Below are 16291 nucleotides of genomic sequence, written 5' to 3' on the forward strand. Positions count from 1 at the left end.
CGAGCCTTGTGTGACTCCTACAAGGCGCCGCGTCGTCCTGTCACAGGCCGTTGGAGCGACCCGCGAAACGGCCCAGTACGAGGGCGATGCGGAGAGTGAACGCGGCCCGGCCGTCGGCGGGGACGTATCCGGTGAGCTCGGTCACCCGGCGCAGGCGGTACCGCACCGTGTTGGGGTGCACGAACAGCAGGCGCGCCGTGGCCTCCAGCGACGAGCCCTGCTCCAGGTACGTGGTGAGGGTGTCCAGCAGCGGAGCCCCGGCGGCGCGTAGCGGTTCGTACACCTCCTCCACGAGGTACGCCTGCGCGTCCGGGTCGCCGTCGAGGGCGCGTTCGGCGAGCAGATCGCTGGCGAGCACCGGCCGTGGCGCGTCCGGCCAGCCGGCCACCGCCCGCAGACCGGCCAGCGCCGCGCGCGCCGACATGGTCGCGGCGTACAGATCGTCGACGCGCGGTCCGATCACGACCGCGCCCGGGCCGAACTTGGACGTGAACGGCTTGGCCGCCGCGAGCGGGTCCTCCTCGACACCGCCGACGATGACGATCAGCCGGCTGCCCTGAACGCCGGCGAGCACGTCGACCCGCGCCCGGCGGGACGCGATGCGGATGTCGTCGATGATGGCCTCGGGCTCGTCCTCGGGGGTGTTGCCCGCCATCACCGCCACGGACGTCGACGCCCAGCCGAGCGCGGCGGCCCACGAGTGCAGCGACTCGTCGACCTCACCCCGCAGCAGCGCGTCGACGATGAGCGCCTCCAGCCGGGCGTCCCACGCGCCACGGGTCTCGGCCGCCCGCGCGTACACCTGGGCCGCGCCGAAGGCGACCTCACGGGTGTAGCGCAGGATGGCCTCCCGCAGCTGCGTCTCGCCACCGGGCGCCGCCAGGTCGTTCACCTGCGCCTCGACGACGTCGATGACGACCCGGACGATCTCCACCGTCTGCTGCAGCCGCACCGCCCGCATCAGCTCGCGCGGCGCCGTGCCGAACACCTCACCGGCGATCGCCGGCCGGATCTTCTCCTCGTGCTTGAACCACTCGACGAACCCCGCGATGCCGGCCTGGGCCACCAGACCGACCCAGGACCGGTACTCCGCCGACATCGCACGGAACCACGGCAGTCGTTCCTCCATACTGGCCGTCGCGGCGGTGCCCAGGGTCCCCATGGCCTGTTCGAGCCGCTCCGTGGTCTGTTCGCGGATGTCGAGGTCTTTCTTCACGACGAACAAGCCTCTCACCAATCGGCCGCGTCGGCGGCACCGCCTCCGCCGAGGTCACCGGCTGCCAACGGCGGTGCCCAAGCGAGCGCCCGCCCGGACGGTCGCTCGTCTCCACGACGCCGGGCGTACCGATCGAACCCGCTTCGGGGGCGCCTCGATCACTGTACGGGTGCACGTCGGCCACTCGTGACACAGCGGTCCGGCGTCACTCGGCGAGCGCCCTCCGTCGGCGCGGGGCAGAAGGGCGGCTGCCCTGCCGCTCGAACCTCCGGAACACCGCCCGGCATCCGATGAGCACGAGAGCGAACACCGGCAACCACGCGACGCGGGCCGCGACCCACGTCCAGTCGCCGGGTCGATCGTGCAGGCCGGGCAGGGTGCCGAACGGCAGGGCCGCCACGGTTGTGAGCATGAACGCGGTCTGGTGCCAGCAGAAGACCGTCATCGCCGACAGGTTCGCCAGCGCCACGGGCAGCCAGGCCAGGGGGCGCCGCATCCAGCGCGCCAGCCGGTCCCGGAGCAGCAGAGCCGCCCCGACCTGCGCCAGGCCGAACGCCACCGCCGCCGACGTCGGCGGGCTCAGGTTGGACACCGGCGCTCCCGGCACACCGACCATGCTCGCGGGGTACCCGGCGAGTGTCACGAGCGCGACCGTGGCCGCCGCCCCACCGGTCAGCAGGGCCACGGCGGTACGCCGCGAGCCGAGCCCGCCCTTCGCCCAGGCGATGCCGAGCAGGTACGGCACCGCCCACCCGGCGGGCACGTTGATCCAGCCCACCCACGCGGGACCGTGCAGCCCGAACCGTACGAGGTCGGTGCAGGCCACCGTCCCGGCCGCCACGGCCGCGGCGTACGGCCCGCACCGGGCGAGCAGCGGCGTCAGCGCGGTCATACCGGTGAAGACGCACAGGAACCACAGCGGGCTGAGCATCAGGCGAACGAGCGGCTCTGGATCCACACCGGCCGCGACGAGGGCGATCGTGACCGGTATCCACGCGGCCACAAGGACCGCGGCCGGCCGGACCAGCCGCTCGAGCCGACCGCGGACCCACTCGCCGGGGCTCCTCCGGCCGAGGCTCCTGGCTGCGGCGTACCCGCCGACGAAGAAGAAGAGCGCGAGAGTCTGCAGCACCCAGGACACCGGGGCGAGCGACGGCATGGACGCCAGGGGGCTGCGCACGTTCCAGTGCGTGACGCCGTCCGCCGCTCTCGCGGGGACGAGCGCGGTGACCAGCCAGTGCCCGAGGACGACCCCGAGGATGGCGAAGGCCCGCAGGGCGTCCACGGCCCGGTCACGCTGCTCCGGAGTGGCCGCCTCGACCCGCCCGGCGAGCGCGCGCAGACCTCCACCCCGAGAGCGTCCGCTCCCCGCCACCGGCTGAGGAGCGACGGAGCCTGCGTCCAGCCGAGGCAGGACGCGCTCCACACCCGGCAGGGGAGCGACCGGCCTCGCTTCCGAGTGCGGGGCGAGGGGCCGCGCTTCTGAGGGCGCGGGTTCTGCTTCCGGCCGGCGAGCGGCCGGTCGCGTTTCCGGGCGGGGACCGACGGGGTCCGCACCGGGCAGGGGGGCGACCGGTCGCGCTTCCGGGCAGAGTGCCACGGGGTCCGTCTCCGGCCGGGGCGCGAGGGCGGACGGGTGGAGCATCGGGTCAGCGGCCACGGGACACCTCCGCGTCACGGCCCAGGGCGATGAGGGCGAGGTTGCGCAGGGCGATCCCGCCCGGACGGAGGTAGTCACTGTGGCTGCCGCCACCGGCCGCGAACACCCGGGCGCCGAAGCCGTGGCCGGTCGGGTCGGCGCCGAAGCCCAACCCGAGGACCCGCACCTTCGGGACGTACGCGGTCCAGTCGCCGGACGCCCGCCCGGCCCACAGCCGCGCCCCGGTGTGCAGGCCTGCTGCGGACGAGACCGCCATGCCGGGACTGCCGAACACGGCGATGTCCGTGGCGGGCAGGTGGTGGGCGGCGCGCGCGCACACGACCGAGCCGTAGCTGTGGCACAGCAGGCTCACCGCGACGCCGCGGGCGGCCAGCGCGTTCACCAGTGGGCGCAGGGCGCGGGCGCCCTGGTCGGCGCGGGCGGTGGTGGCGATGTCGAGGCTGACGGTGGCCGGGGTCGTGTACCCGAGCCAGGCGATCACCGCGAGCCGGGCGTGCGGGTCGAGGCGGTGGGCCTCGGTCAGTACCGCCCGCGCCCCACCGCCGGGCGAGGCGGTGCCCCGGGAGTCGAAGCTCCGCAGCGTGGTGTCCGCCCCCGGAACCAGGATCGCCACGCGGCGGGCCGTGGCCAGGTCGCCGACGACCTCGACGGCCCGGCCCCGCGGGTCGAACGCCAGGAACGTACGGCCGGGCGAGGCCAGCGGCGCCAGCCGAGGGTCGCGGCGGGCGGCGGCCTCGATCGCCATCCGGTCCGCGGCGTACCGCGCGGCCAGCGCCCGGCCGGTCAGCACGGGCAGCGGCTGTTCGGGCGGCGATACGACGGGGCGTCCGCCGGCCGCCCCGGTCACGAGCACGACGCCGCCGAGGGTGAGCGTGGCGAGTATCGCCCGGCGCTTGTTCACGGGCCGTCCTTCCTGATCAGCGATTGATCAGGAAGTTACGAACCGGGCGTTGTCACCCGCGTCCCCCCGGCGACCGGACTTCGCCGTACATCTCCGGTAGGGGGCGGATGACCCGCCGCCGCCCCGGACCGTCAGGGGCGTCGGACGGGAGGCGTCACTCGCCGGGGCGTACGAGGCCCGTCTCGTAGGCGTAGACCACGGCCTGGGTGCGGTCCCGCAGGTCCAGCTTCATGAGGATGCGGCCGACGTGCGTCTTGACCGTCTGCTCGGCGACGATGAGGCGTTCGGCGATCTCGGAGTTGGACAGGCCGCGCGCGACCAGGCCCAGCACCTCGGTCTCCCGGTCTGTGAGGCCCTCCAGGCGTTTGCGGTCGGGTCCCTTCGGGGCGCCCATCCGCGCGAACTCCGAGATCAGCCGGCGGGTGACGGTCGGCGCCAGCAACGCCTCGCCCGCCGCGACCACGCGTACCGCGTCCGAGAGCTCCTGCGCGGACGCGTCCTTGAGCAGGAATCCGCTGGCCCCGGCGCGCAGCGCCTCGTACACGTAGTCGTCCAGGTCGAAGGTGGTGAGCACCAGGATGCCGGGTGGATCCGGCTGTTCGGTGATGAGGCGGGTGGCGGCGAGGCCGTCGAGCACGGGCATGCGCACGTCCATGAGCACGACGTCGGGCCGCAGGCCGGTGGCCTTGAGCACGGCCTCCTCGCCGTTGACGGCCTCGCCGACGACTTCGATGTCCGGCTGGGCGTTCAGGAGGATGGAGAAGCCCGACCGGACCATTCCCTGGTCGTCGGCGATCAGCACGCGGATGCTCATGGGTCCTTCCTTGGGGGCGGCTACGGCCGGGCTCAGTCGGCCGGCGTCATGGGCTCCGGGTGCCCGGCCGGGTGCGTACGGTCGCCGGCGTGCAGGGGGAGCACGGCGGTCACGACGAATCCGCCGTCGGCGGTCGGCTCGGCGGTGAGGTTCCCGCCGAGCATGGCGGCGCGTTCGCGCATGCCGACGAGGCCGTGGCCGCCCCCGGCGCGCGCCACGCGGTCCGGGGCGGTCCCCGGGCCGTTGCGCACCCGGAGCCGCAGCACGTCCGGCTCGTACGCGATGTCCACGCGTACCGACGCTCCGGGCGCGTGCCGCATCGCGTTGCTCAGCGACTCCTGCAGGATCCGGTACGCCGAGAGCCCGACGCCGGCCGGCAGGATCGGCGCCTGCCCGGTCACGGACGTCTCGACGGTGAGGCCGCCGGCGCGTGCCGACGTGACGACCTCCTCCAGGCGTTCCAGGCCAGGCTGCGGTGCGGTCTGGGCCGCGGGTTCGGTCCGCAGGACGCCGAGGATCCGGCGCAGTTCGGTCAGGCCTTCCAGCGCGCTGGCACGGATGTCGGCGAAGCTCTCGGCCAGCTCCGGTGGCGGGTCGGCGACCTTGTACGGCGCGGCCTCCGCCTGGATCGCGATGACCGACATGTGGTGGGCGACGACGTCGTGCAGTTCGCGCGCGATCCGCTGCCGCTCCTGCAGCACGGCCGTCTCCGCCTCGTGCCGGGCCTCCTGCTCGGCCAGCTCCCGCCGGGTGGTCCGGCGCAGCCGGACGATGTACCCGAGGAGGATCGGAACGGCGCACAGCAGCGAGAACGCGCCGGTGCCCGGATCGATGAAGATGCATCCGACGGTGGAGATGACCATCACGCCGACGGTCACCGCACGCTCGCAGCGCACCGCCACCGAGTACAGGCACAGCAGGTAGACGATGCCCAGCCAGGGGAGGTACGGCACGCTCATGGCCGGGGCGCGGAAGACGACCGACGAGAGGATCATCGTCAGCGCGGACCATCGCCAGGCGACCAGCGGGCGGCTGCTCCGCAGCAGCAGGGGAAGGACGCCCAGGAGCGAGATCACGGTGAGGGGGAGGCCGGCGCCGTACGACCGCAGGCTCGCGTTGCCGGCGAGGACGAGGATCAGGGTGAGGAGCACCTCGGCGACGGTGGGGAGGTAGATCCCGCGGATCGTCAGCCGGCGGCGACGTCGTCCCGGCGGATCCGTCCGGCCTTGCACCACCGCGGCGAACACCGGCCGCAGGACACGCGAGAGCGTCACGGGTGGTGCATCGGCCATGCCCTGAGCGTAGGCCCTCACCGATGTCCGCCTCGTACCTCTCAGGGCGGATCCGCGGATGCTACTCAGGTACGGGGTCGTCCTCGGGAAGCGGGTAGTACTGGGGGATGGATCCGATCGAGGCGCTGAAGCGGATCGCGTTCCTGCTCGAGCGGGCGCACGAGGCGACGTACCGGGTGCGGGCGTTCCGGCGGGCCGCCGAGACGGTGGAGCGGACCTCTTCGGACGAGCTGGCCGAGCGGGCGCGGGCCGGCACGCTGGAGGCGCTGCCCGGTGTCGGCCGCGTGACCGCGCTGGTGATCGCGGAGGCGCTGCGCGGGGAGACGCCGACGTACCTGCGCCGCCTGGAGGCGACGGAGGGCACGCCGATCGACGAGGCCGCCGCCGCCCTGCGCGCGGCGCTACGCGGCGATCTGCACACGCATTCGGACTGGTCGGACGGTGGCTCGCCGATCGAGGAGATGGCCGAGGCGGCGATCGGGGTCGGCCACGACTACATCGCGCTGACCGACCACTCGCCGCGCCTCAAGGTCGCGAACGGCCTGTCGCCGGAGCGGCTGCGCGAGCAGCTGAAGGTCGTGGCCGCGGTCAATGAGCGTCTCGCGCCGTTCCGGATCCTCACCGGCATCGAGGTCGACATCCTCGACGACGGGTCGCTCGACCAGGATCCGGCGCTGCTCGCCGAACTCGACGTCGTCGTGGCCAGCGTCCATTCCAAGCTGCGCATGCCGGGACCGGACATGACCCGCCGCATGCTCGCCGCCGTGGCGAATCCCCGCGTGAACGTCCTCGGCCACTGCACCGGGCGGATCGTCCAGGGCGGCGGGCGGCGCGGGAACAAGCGGCCGGAGTCGGAGTTCGACGCCGAGCGCGTGTTCGCCGCGTGCGCCGCCCATGACGTCGCCGTGGAGATCAACAGCCGGCCGGAGCGCCTCGACCCGCCCAAGCGGCTGCTACGGCTCGCCGTCGAGCTGGGCTGCCGGTTCGCGATCGACTCCGACGCGCACGCCCCCGGTCAGCTCGACTGGCAGCCGAACGGCTGCGAGCGGGCCGCCCGCTGCGGAGTCGACCCGGACCGGATCGTCAACGCGATGACGGCGGACGACCTGCTCGCGTGGGTCAGCAGGTGACGTCCTTGCTCGTGAACCTCGCCCAGGCCAGCGAGCCGAACACCAGCGTGTAGGCCAGGAACGTCAGCAGCCCGCGGGTCAGGTGGTCGGTCACGATCGGCGCCCGCAGGAGGTCGTCGTAGCTGTACCACCAGTGCGTGAACAGGTACGGGTGCACCGACCCCAGCTGCGGCACCGCGTCGATCACCTGGCTGACCACCGGCAGGACGGCGGTCGTGGTGATCGCGGCGATCGGGCTGTCGGTGACCGTGGAGACCGCCAGGCCGATCGCGGCGAGCGTGGCGACGCCCGCGGCGATGTACAGCGCGACGAGGAGGAGCCGGACCATCCCCGCGCTCAGGGACACCGTCGATCCCGACAGCAGCGTCACCGGGCCGACGGGGAACAGCACCAGCCCCGTGATCAGCGCCGTCGCGGTGAGCGTCGCCACGGCGGCCAGGCAGAACGTCACCGTCGTCGCGTACTTGACCAGCAGCAGGCGGGTACGGCCCGCCGGCACGGCCAGCAGGTAGCGCAGCGTGCCGATACCGGCCTCGCCGGCGACCGAGTCCCCGGCCACCACCGAGATCGTCAACGGCAGGATCAGCGGCAGCACGAAGAACAGCGCCCCGACCGTCAGGAAGACGCCGTTGCCCGCCACCTGAGTGATCAGGCGCGGGCCGGCGTCGTCGCCGCGCGGCGTGCTCAGCTTCAGCGCGATCCCGACCACGATCGGAATCGCGCCGAGGAGGAGCAGCAGCGCCTGGTTGCGCCGCCGCCGGAAGACCAGCCCGAGCTCCGAGCCGAACAGCCGCAGCCCGAGCGCGGACCGTACGTGCGTCGCGGCGGCTCCCGGGCGGTCGGCCTCGGCGGGATGGGTGCCGGTCGCGGTGTTTGCCGGACGGGTGGCCCTCGCCGGTTGGGCGCCCGCCGGGTCGGTGGTCTCGGCGGGATGGGTACCCGTCGCGGTGGACGCCGCGCGGGCCCTGGCCGAAAGGGTGTTTCCCGGGTCGGTGGCTTCGCCCGGATGGGTGCCCGTCGGGGTGGCTTCGCCCGGATGGGTGCCCGTCGGGGTGGCTTCGCCCGGATGGGTGCCCGTCGCGGTGGCCGCCGGGCGGGTGGCCTCGGCCGGATGGGTGCCCTCCGCGTGGGCGGCCCCGTCCGGAGGAGCGTCCGCCGCGGTGGTCGCCCGGCCGGTGGTCTCGGCCGTCGGCGCGTCCGTCTCCCGGGCGATCGCCGCCCGGTCCGTTTCCTGCGAGATGTCAGCCGTCGACATCGAAGCCCTCCCCGGTGAGCTCGACGAACATGTCCTCCAGGCTCGGCCGTACCACCGCCAGCCCGCGTACGGCGACGCCCGCGCCGACCAGTTCGGCGCACACCCGTTCGGGCGGCAGCTCGCCGACTTCGGCGCTGATCTCGCCTCCCGAGCCGCGCACGTCGGCGAGGCCCATGCCGGTCAGCACGCCGCTCGCCGTACCGGTGTCCGGGGTCTCCACCCGGATCCGGGCGCCGGTGCCGGCCCGCAGCTCGTCGAGAGCGCCCTGCGCGACCAGCCGTCCGGTGCGCATCACCGCGACGTGCGTGCAGACCTGCTCGATCTCGGCCAGCAGGTGAGACGAGACGAACACGGTGGTGCCGTCGGCGGCGATCTCCCGGATGAGCGTGCGGACCTCGCGGGTGCCCTGCGGGTCGAGCCCGTTCGTCGGCTCGTCCAGGATCAGCAGTTCCCGGTGCCGCAGGAGCGCCGCCGCGATCCCCAGCCGCTGCTTCATGCCGAGGGAGTAGTTCTTGTAGCGCTTGCCCGCGGCCGCGGTCAGCCCGACGCGTTCGAGGGCGTCGCCGATGCGGCGGCGTGAGGTGCGAGGGTCGGCCGTACGGTCGGCGGCGTCACAGCGGCGCAGGTTCGCCTCGCCCGAGAGGTGCGGGTGGAAGGCCGGCCCCTCGATCAGCGAACCGACCTTCGGCAGCGCGGTCGCCCAGCCGTCCGGCATGGGTACGCCGAGCAGCGCGTGGCTGCCGGTCGTCGGCGAGATCAATCCGAGCAGCATCCGGATCGTCGTGGTCTTCCCGGAGCCGTTCGGGCCCAGGAAGCCGAAGACCGATCCGCGGGGGACCGTCAGGTCCAGGTCCGCCACGGCGACCTGACCACCGCGGAACCGCTTGGTCAGCCCCCGCGTGGCGATCGCGTCGTCACCGGCGGGCGGCGGGGGCGCCGACACCGGCACCCCCGCTTCGGCGGCCGCGCCCCCGGCTTCGGTGGTGGCGGTCACCGCGCCCCCGCTTTCAGTGGCCGTGGTCACTTGTGCGCTGCCGCCTGCTCGAGCACGTCGGGGGTGACGGCGCCGACGTACACGCGGCCGTCGTCGGTGAGCAGCACCGAGACCAGCTTCGTGCGCAGCAGCTTTCCGCTGCCCCAGGAGCCGCTGACCGGAGTCGCGGCCTTCTGCAGGGTGGACAGGATCCCGCTCTGGTCCTTCTTCTGCGCGCCCTGCTGGGCGTTCTGCGGCAGCGAGAGCCGCTTCACGGTGGTCCAGCCGGTGCCGATCGTCGACGTGCCGGCGGCGCGGCGGGCGGCCTCGATCTTCTTCTTCTCCGGGGCCTTCGCGTCCGAGCCCGCGGTGGCGGCGGTCTTGCGCACGACCTTCGCGCCGGCGGGAGGCGTGAACGCGAAGTTCGCCGCGGCCGGCTTGCTGAAGGTCACGGACGTGAAGCCGACCTGGAACGCCGGGCTGTTCGCGCCCCGCGCGAACACCTGCACCCGCAGCGGGACGTAGGTCTTGCCGTCCAGCGCCAGCCGGACCCGGCCGATCAGCGACCGGCCGTCCTTCGGGGTGAGGACCAACTCGTAGACGTCACGGCCGGCGACGTGCGCGGTCGGGTCGACCCGTACCTCCGTGGTCTTGCCGACCGCGGCCAGCGCCTGGTCGGCGGCCTGCTGCGGCGTCATCGGCGTCTTGGACGGAGCCGCGGCCTCGGGGTGCTTCGCCTGCTCGGTGACCTTCCGGTACGTGGCGGTGTTCTGGTCGCTCGACCACTCCCAGGTGTCCTGCCCGTTGCGGATGAAGTCGGTCTCGCTGCCGGTGCCCAGCAGCGCCAGCCGTACGTGCGTCTCGTCGCCGTACCAGACCCGCGCCGTGTTCGACCCGGACAACAGGCTCATCGGCGACGTGCTCGACGCGCCGCCCGGCAGTGCCGGGAGCCCCAGGGACGCGTTCTCGACGACCGTGCCGGACAGCGGCTGGACCTTCCCGCCTTGGTGTGCCTGCTGGACGGCGGCGATGAGCTGCGCCGCCGTCTTCGGCGGCAGCGACGGGCTGCCCTGCGCCGCGGCGATGACCGGTCCGGCGCCGGCCGCCGCGCCGACGACGGCGAGCACGCCGACCGGCACCGCCCACCGGACGGCGCGCGAACTCTTGAACGTCGATGCCATGCTGACCCCCTGCTCGTGTTCCAGTAACCGCAACAATGCCGGGCCGATCCTGTGGAGACGCTGAGAGTTCCGTACGCCTCGGGAGGGATGTCCGGTTCATCCGCGCGTACGACGCACCGGGGGGCCGAACCCCGTCATCCTGGGGCGCAGACTGTACGGAGGGAGGGCGCTCGTGCGGGTTCTCGTGGTCGAGGACGAACGGCGGATGGCCGACGCGCTGCGACGCGGTCTGCAGGCGGAAGGGTTCGCCGTCGACCTGGCGCACGACGGCGTCGACGGGCTCCACCTGGCGCGGGAGGGCGGCTACGACGCGGTCGTGCTCGACATCATGCTGCCCGGCCTGTCCGGCTACCGCGTGTGCGAACGGCTCCGTCAGGAGCAGAACTGGGTGCCGATCCTCATCCTGTCGGCCAAGGACGGGGAGTACGACCAGGCCGACGGCCTGGACCTCGGCGCGGACGACTACCTCACCAAGCCGTTCTCCTACGTCGTGCTCGCGGCGCGGCTGCGGGCCCTGCTGCGCCGCGGCCCCACCCGGCGGCCGTCGGTCCTCAGCGCCGGGGACCTTCGCCTCGACCCGGCACGGCGCCAGGTCTTCCGGGGCGACACGGAGATCGAGCTGACACCCCGGGAGTTCGCGCTGCTGGAGTACCTCATCCGGCGCCCCGACGAGGCGATTTCCAAAGGCGAGCTCCTCGAACACGTGTGGGAGGACTACGACGGCACCGACCTGAACACCGTCGAGGTCTACGTGGGCTACCTCCGCCGCAAGATCGACGCACCGTTCGGGCGATCCGCCCTGCGGACGGTACGCGGGGCGGGCTACCTGCTGGCCGGCGACGGTGGCTGACCGCACGGGTCCGGACCTCCCGGCCGAATCAGATGAGCCGACCGGCGGCGACCGGCGAGGCTCAGCGGGCGATGGTGCCTGGCGGGGCGCAGCGGGTGGCTCGGGGGCGGACGAGACTGCGACGAGCGGACCGGTGGCCGAGGGCGGCCGGAGGCATGACCGGCGGGGTGGATCAGTGGCGTCGGACGGGGCGGCGACCGGTCGTGGCCGACGGGGCGGGGCGGGGAGATCGGCGACCCGGGGTTTCCGGCGGCGGGGGCTGTGGGGCGGGTCGGCGGCGTTGGGTGGGCTGCGGGGGTGGTGGGGTAGGCGCGGGATCCGCGCGCGGCTGGCGTTGACGTCCGCCGTCGTCCTGGCGCTCACGCTCGTCGGGCTGGCGCGCCTTTTCGCCTTCGCGGTGGGCCACTCCATGATCGCCACACTGGACGACTCCGCCCGGCGCAGTGCCTCGGACGTCGTCGCCCTCATCGACGCGAACCGGCTGCCCGATCCGATCCTGACGACCGGCGGGACGATGACGATCCAGGTCGTCGACGCCACCGGCCGGATCCGCGCGGCCTCGCCGGGCGCGGACCGTCTCGTGCCGCTCCTCGACGCCCGCAGCATGGCGGCGGCGCGGCGCGACGGACGCGCGCGGTTCCTCGACGGGCGTGGGTACGGGATGCCCGACCTGCTGCGCGTCGTGGCGCTTCCGGCCCGCGACGGTCAGACGGTGATCGCCGCGACGTCGTTCGAGCAGGTCCATCACGGCCTGGAGATCGTCGCCCGTACGCTGGTCGTCGGCGTGCCGATCCTGCTGGTGCTCCTCGGCGCGGCCGGGTGGCTGGTGATCGGCGGAGCGCTGCGTCCGATCACCGAGTTGCGGCGCGGCGCGGAGGAGATCAGCGGCACGGCCCGCTCCCGCCGGCTTCCCGTGCCCGAGGCGCGGGACGAGGTGCACGACCTCGCGGTCACCCTCAACGACATGCTGCACCGGCTCGAACAGGCCGAGGCCCGCCAGCGGGCGCTGGTCTCCGACACCGCGCATGAGCTGCGCAGCCCGCTCGCCAGCATCCGGGCCCAGCTGGAGGTCGCGCTGGACCACCCGGACAGCCAGCCCTGGCCGGAGACGGCGACGGGCGTGCTCGCCGACACGCTGCGGCTCTCCCGGCTCGCCGACGACCTGCTGGTCCTCGCCCGGCTCGACGAGCACGGGGCCCGTACGGTGGCGCGCGAGCCGGTCGACCTGTCGGCGCTGGTTCGGGCGGCGGGGGAGCGTCACCCGGCCGGCCGGGTTCCCGTCACCGTGGACGCCGGTGAGCCGGTGATCGTGCAGGGTGACGGCAAGGGCCTCACGCGCCTGCTCGACAACCTCGTCGACAACGCCCTGCGGCACGCGGCCACCGGCGTACGGGTCGGCGTGTCGCGGGCCGGTGAGTGGGCGGAGCTGTCGGTGTGCGACGACGGCCCCGGAATCCCGTCGGCCGACAGGGAGCGCGTCTTCGCCCGGTTCACGCGTTTGGACGAGGGACGAAGCCGTGACGAGGGCGGCGCCGGCCTCGGTCTGGCCATCGTCCGCGAGACCGCCCGCGCCCACGGCGGCGACGCCCACCTGGAGGACGCGTCTCCCGGTCTTCGCGCCGTCGTACGCCTTCCGCCGGCGGAACCGTCGCCCGACAGGGACTGAACGCGGTGGACTGGCTGGAGGTCTGGCGGCTTCGGGTGTCCACCCCGGCCGACCGGGAACCCGGGCAGCCCTGCGCCGCAACGGCGTCCCGGCGCGCCAGCGCCGGGTCGCGTACCAGAGCCGACATTGGTCGGCAACATGCTTGAAATGTCACTATGGCAGCCTGTTTGTCCAGGAGGTGAGCGGTATGCCGCTTTTGCGGGTACGACTCAGGCTGCCCGATCGGCCGGGATCGCTCGGGACCGTCGCCCGGACGCTGGGCGCCGCGGGTGCCGACATTGTGCAGGTCGTCGTCTTGGAACGTTCCGCAGGCCGGGCGGTCGACGACATCACCGTCTCGTGGCCGCAGAACGTGTCGCTGGACGTCCTGTGGGACGCCCTGGCCACCGTGCGCGGCCTGGAGGTCGACGGCGTCTGGCGGACCAATGAGGCGCCCGGCGTGTTCTCCGACGTCGAGGTGGTCGGCCAGATGGCCGCCAACCCGCCGAACGGGGTGATCGCCCTGGTCGAGGCCGTACCGAAGATCTTCGGGGGCGACTGGGCCGTGATGCTGGGCCGGGACGGGCTGGTCGTGCACGCGAGCTGGCAGGCACCCGAGCCGCTCACGCTGCCGGTCGTCCCCGCGTCCGGGGCCCGGGCGTTCACGGGCGAGGACGGAGTCCGCTACGCGTTCATCCCGGTCGGCCGTTCCGGGCAGGCGCTGCTGCTCGCCCGCGTTGCCGCGCCGCCGTTCCACCAGACCGAGATCGAACGGCTTATCCAGCTTGCCACCGCCGCCGAGGCCGTCCTCGGCGTGGGAACGGCGGTGTGACGGACCGCCGATTACGTAACGAACCGCCGGTTACGCAACGAATCCGACTCCGTGGCACTCTGAGCAGGTGGCTGAGGAACAGCAGGAGAGCCGGCTGACCGTCGTCCTCGCGCTCGCCGCCAATCTCGGCATCGCGCTGGCCAAGACGGTCGCCGCGGTGATCACCGGGTCGGCGGCGATGGCGTCCGAGGCCGGGCACTCCTTCGCCGACACCACCAACGAGGTGCTGCTGCTCACCGCGCTGCGCCGTAGCGCGCGGCCGGCCGACCGGCGGCACCCGTTCGGGCACGGCACCGAGCGCTACATCTGGTCGCTGCTCGTCGCCGTGTGCATCTTCGGCATGGGCGCGCTGTTCGCCTTCGTGCAGGGCGCGCAGGCGCTGGCGGGCGGGGAGACCGGTGAGAAGGACGCCCTCGTCGGCTACGTCGTCCTCGCCGTGTCCGCGGTGCTCGAGAGCATCTCCTGGCGGCAGGCGTTCCGGCAGACCCGGGAGGGCGCCCGCGAGAACGGGCAGTCCCTCTTGGCGTTCCTGCGCACCACCGACGACCCGACCACCAAGTCGGTGCTGTTCGAGGACTCGGCGGCCCTGATCGGTCTCGTCCTCGCCGCCGCCGGCCTCGGCCTGCACCAGCTCACCGGATCCGCCGTCTGGGACGGCGTGGCCTCCCTGCTCATCGGCGTGGTGCTGACGCTGGCTGCCTTCCTCCTCGGCCGGACCAACCTCGACCTGCTCATCGGCCGGCAGGCCAAGCCGGCGATCCTGCGCGGCGTACGGCGCATCCTCCTGGCCGCGCCCGAGATCGAGGCGCTGGTCGACCTGATGACCATGACCGTCGGCACGGGTCAGGTGCTCGTCTGCGCCCGGCTGGACTTCCGCGACGACCTTGGCGCCGCCGACGTCGAGCGCGCGTGCGTACGCCTCAACGAGGAGCTCCAGGCCGCCCACCCGGACATCTTCGAGGTCTTCCTGGAGCCCGTGCCGCGCGACGACGCCGACCTTCGCGAGCGCGTCATCGCGCGGTACGGCCGCCCGCCGTCCTACTGGACGGCAGGCGATCAACCCGTTCAGCCGAGCTGAACGCCGAAGAACAGCGCGACGAGGGCGCCGAGTGCGCCCAGCCCGCCCCAGATCGCCAGCCCCCGCTTGGTCGTGGACCGCATGTGCAGGAACGCCGCCACGCCGGACAGCACGACGAAGGCCATCTTGACGTTGAGCGTCATCCGGTAGGCGTCGCTCGGGTGGTCGAGGGCGACGATGTTCCACACGCCGGTGAGGACGAGGACCGCGAACGCCGGCCAGGCGACCATGTTGAAACGGCGCGCCGCGACCTTGGTCACGCCCTCGTACCCGCGCAGGGCGGGCACCAGCGCGCCCAGGGTCAGCTGGCCGCCGACCCAGACCGTGGCCGCAAGAACATGCAGGAAGACACGGATCGTGTCTGTCGATACCGCGAGCAACGTCCTTCACCTCATATCTCGGGGACGCTCCGATCATTCCGGTAGGTTCCGCGGCGCCGCCACCGGGTCCGTCTCTCGGCCCGGTGAACACCGAACTTCCGAAGCCCGGAGACGGTCGTACGGCGACGTACCGGGACAATCGGGGCCATGGATTACGACGCCCTCCTGCACGAGGTTGCCGCGCAGATACGACCGCTGGTCGGCCAAGGACAGGTCAGCCGGTACATCCCGGCGCTCGCCATGGTGCAGGAGGAGCGGTTCGGGATCGCCGTCGCCGACATCGACGGGGCGATCCACGGCGTCGGAGACTGGGAGGTTCCGTTCTCCATCCAGTCCATCTCGAAGACGTTCAGTCTCGCGCTCACCCTCGCCCACGACGGCGAACACCTCTGGCGACGCGTCGGCCGGGAGCCGTCCGGGAACCCGTTCAACTCCCTGGTCCAGCTCGAACACGAGAACGGCGTGCCCCGTAATCCCTTCATCAACGCCGGTGCCCTCGTCGTGACGGACCGGCTGCAGACCCTGACCGGCGACGCCTGCGCGGCCGTCCTGGAGTTCCTCCGGGCCGAGGCCGGGAACCCGACGATCGCCCCCGACCCGGACGTCGCCGACTCCGAGGCGGCCCACGGCGACCGGAACGCCGCCCTGGCGCACTTCATGGCGAGCTACGGGAACCTCGAGAACCCCGTCCCGGTCGTTCTCGAACACTACTTCCGCCAGTGCGCCATCACGATGAGCTGCCGCGACCTCGCGCTGGCCGGCGGCTTCCTGGCGCGGCGCGGAGTGCGCGACGACGGTTCGCGGCTGCTGACCGCCAGCGAGGCGAAGCGGGTCAACGCGGTCATGCTGACGTGTGGCACGTACGACGCGGCCGGCGACTTCGCCTACCGCGTCGGCCTGCCGGGCAAGAGCGGGGTGGGCGGCGGCATCCTCGCGATCGTCCCTGGCCGCTGCGCCGTTTGCGTGTGGAGCCCCGGACTCGACGCGCACGGCAACTCGGTGGCCGGCGTCGCGGCCCTCGACCGTTTCACGACCTTGACCGGCTGGTCGGTGTTCTGACCGTACTCAGGGTCGAAGGTGGAAC

At 73.1% G+C, this 16291-nt stretch carries 15 protein-coding genes; 6 read left to right on the forward strand and 9 right to left on the reverse strand.

Going from position 1 to position 16291, the window contains the following annotated elements:
* Positions 1-40: 40 nt before the first annotated feature.
* From ACYVF7_RS16455 to ACYVF7_RS16475, 5 genes are all read right to left on the reverse strand, one after another.
* A complete protein-coding gene (locus ACYVF7_RS16455) occupies positions 41-1162 on the reverse strand; it encodes a PucR family transcriptional regulator (protein ID WP_460357949.1) in 1122 nt (373 codons plus the stop codon).
* A 259-nt stretch (positions 1163-1421) separates the two neighbouring features.
* Entirely contained in the window at positions 1422-2642 is a 1221-nt protein-coding gene (locus ACYVF7_RS16460; RefSeq protein ID WP_460340691.1) for an acyltransferase family protein, read from the reverse strand.
* Positions 2643-2865: 223 nt separating this feature from the next.
* Positions 2866-3777 carry an alpha/beta hydrolase gene (locus tag ACYVF7_RS16465; protein WP_460340694.1) on the reverse strand — a complete coding sequence of 304 codons (912 nt, stop codon included), beginning with the start codon at positions 3775-3777 and terminating at the stop codon, positions 2866-2868.
* A 154-nt stretch (positions 3778-3931) separates the two neighbouring features.
* Positions 3932-4591 carry a response regulator gene (locus ACYVF7_RS16470; protein ID WP_460340697.1) on the reverse strand — a complete coding sequence of 220 codons (660 nt, stop codon included), beginning with the start codon at positions 4589-4591 and terminating at the stop codon, positions 3932-3934.
* 32 nt (positions 4592-4623) lie between these two features.
* On the reverse strand, positions 4624-5883 hold the full coding sequence (locus ACYVF7_RS16475) for a sensor histidine kinase (RefSeq protein ID WP_460340699.1): 1260 nt from the start codon (positions 5881-5883) through the stop codon (positions 4624-4626).
* Positions 5884-5990: 107 nt separating this feature from the next.
* On the opposite strand from ACYVF7_RS16475, the gene ACYVF7_RS16480 reads away from it, so the two are divergent.
* Complete coding sequence (locus ACYVF7_RS16480) at positions 5991-7013, forward strand: PHP domain-containing protein (RefSeq protein WP_460340702.1); 1023 nt, start codon at positions 5991-5993, stop codon at positions 7011-7013.
* Here ACYVF7_RS16480 and ACYVF7_RS16485 read toward each other — a convergent pair.
* Genes ACYVF7_RS16485 through ACYVF7_RS16495 form a run of 3 tightly spaced genes read right to left on the reverse strand, consistent with a single transcriptional unit; the run spans position 7003 to position 10422 of the window.
* On the reverse strand, positions 7003-8268 hold the full coding sequence (locus ACYVF7_RS16485; protein ID WP_460340705.1) for an ABC transporter permease: 1266 nt from the start codon (positions 8266-8268) through the stop codon (positions 7003-7005). The two genes, ACYVF7_RS16480 and ACYVF7_RS16485, sit on opposite strands and share 11 nt — an antisense overlap.
* Entirely contained in the window at positions 8255-9262 is a 1008-nt protein-coding gene (locus ACYVF7_RS16490; protein WP_460340708.1) for an ABC transporter ATP-binding protein, read from the reverse strand. The genes ACYVF7_RS16485 and ACYVF7_RS16490 overlap by 14 nt, the downstream gene beginning before the upstream one ends.
* Positions 9263-9288: 26 nt before the next feature.
* Positions 9289-10422: a LolA family protein gene (locus tag ACYVF7_RS16495; protein ID WP_460340711.1), complete on the reverse strand. Its 1134-nt coding sequence runs from the start codon at positions 10420-10422 to the stop codon at positions 9289-9291.
* 172 nt (positions 10423-10594) lie between these two features.
* Between ACYVF7_RS16495 and ACYVF7_RS16500 the strand changes: the two genes are divergently transcribed.
* The 4 genes from ACYVF7_RS16500 to ACYVF7_RS16515 all read left to right on the forward strand — a co-directional run bounded on the left by ACYVF7_RS16500 (position 10595) and on the right by ACYVF7_RS16515 (position 14827).
* On the forward strand, positions 10595-11272 hold the full coding sequence (locus tag ACYVF7_RS16500; RefSeq protein ID WP_460340714.1) for a response regulator transcription factor: 678 nt from the start codon (positions 10595-10597) through the stop codon (positions 11270-11272).
* Positions 11273-11447: 175 nt separating this feature from the next.
* Complete coding sequence (locus tag ACYVF7_RS16505; RefSeq protein WP_460340717.1) at positions 11448-12938, forward strand: ATP-binding protein; 1491 nt, start codon at positions 11448-11450, stop codon at positions 12936-12938.
* 187 nt (positions 12939-13125) lie between these two features.
* On the forward strand, positions 13126-13749 hold the full coding sequence (locus tag ACYVF7_RS16510) for an ACT domain-containing protein (RefSeq protein WP_460340720.1): 624 nt from the start codon (positions 13126-13128) through the stop codon (positions 13747-13749).
* A gap of 67 nt (positions 13750-13816) precedes the next feature.
* Entirely contained in the window at positions 13817-14827 is a 1011-nt protein-coding gene (locus ACYVF7_RS16515) for a cation diffusion facilitator family transporter (protein ID WP_460340723.1), read from the forward strand.
* Here ACYVF7_RS16515 and ACYVF7_RS16520 read toward each other — a convergent pair.
* A complete protein-coding gene (locus tag ACYVF7_RS16520; RefSeq protein ID WP_460340726.1) occupies positions 14815-15207 on the reverse strand; it encodes a hypothetical protein in 393 nt (130 codons plus the stop codon). The two genes, ACYVF7_RS16515 and ACYVF7_RS16520, sit on opposite strands and share 13 nt — an antisense overlap.
* Before the next feature lie 147 nt (positions 15208-15354).
* Between ACYVF7_RS16520 and ACYVF7_RS16525 the strand changes: the two genes are divergently transcribed.
* Complete coding sequence (locus tag ACYVF7_RS16525) at positions 15355-16266, forward strand: glutaminase (protein WP_460340729.1); 912 nt, start codon at positions 15355-15357, stop codon at positions 16264-16266.
* The last annotated feature ends 25 nt before the right edge of the window (positions 16267-16291 follow it).

This window comes from Actinoallomurus acanthiterrae, from assembly GCF_054775715.1.

Bases quoted from the DNA above. Each gene is read 5' to 3' on its own strand.
- ACYVF7_RS16470 (WP_460340697.1), bottom strand. From the start codon at position 4,591: ATGAGCATCCGCGTGCTGATCGCCGACGACCAGGGAATGGTCCGGTCG.
- ACYVF7_RS16485 (WP_460340705.1), bottom strand. From the start codon at position 8,268: ATGTCGACGGCTGACATCTCGCAGGAAACGGACCGGGCGGCGATCGCC.
- ACYVF7_RS16510 (WP_460340720.1), top strand. From the start codon at position 13,126: ATGCCGCTTTTGCGGGTACGACTCAGGCTGCCCGATCGGCCGGGATCG.
- ACYVF7_RS16455 (WP_460357949.1), bottom strand. From the start codon at position 1,162: ATGGGGACCCTGGGCACCGCCGCGACGGCCAGTATGGAGGAACGACTG.
- ACYVF7_RS16525 (WP_460340729.1), top strand. From the start codon at position 15,355: ATGGATTACGACGCCCTCCTGCACGAGGTTGCCGCGCAGATACGACCG.
- ACYVF7_RS16480 (WP_460340702.1), top strand. From the start codon at position 5,991: ATGGATCCGATCGAGGCGCTGAAGCGGATCGCGTTCCTGCTCGAGCGG.
- ACYVF7_RS16475 (WP_460340699.1), bottom strand. From the start codon at position 5,883: ATGGCCGATGCACCACCCGTGACGCTCTCGCGTGTCCTGCGGCCGGTG.
- ACYVF7_RS16495 (WP_460340711.1), bottom strand. From the start codon at position 10,422: ATGGCATCGACGTTCAAGAGTTCGCGCGCCGTCCGGTGGGCGGTGCCG.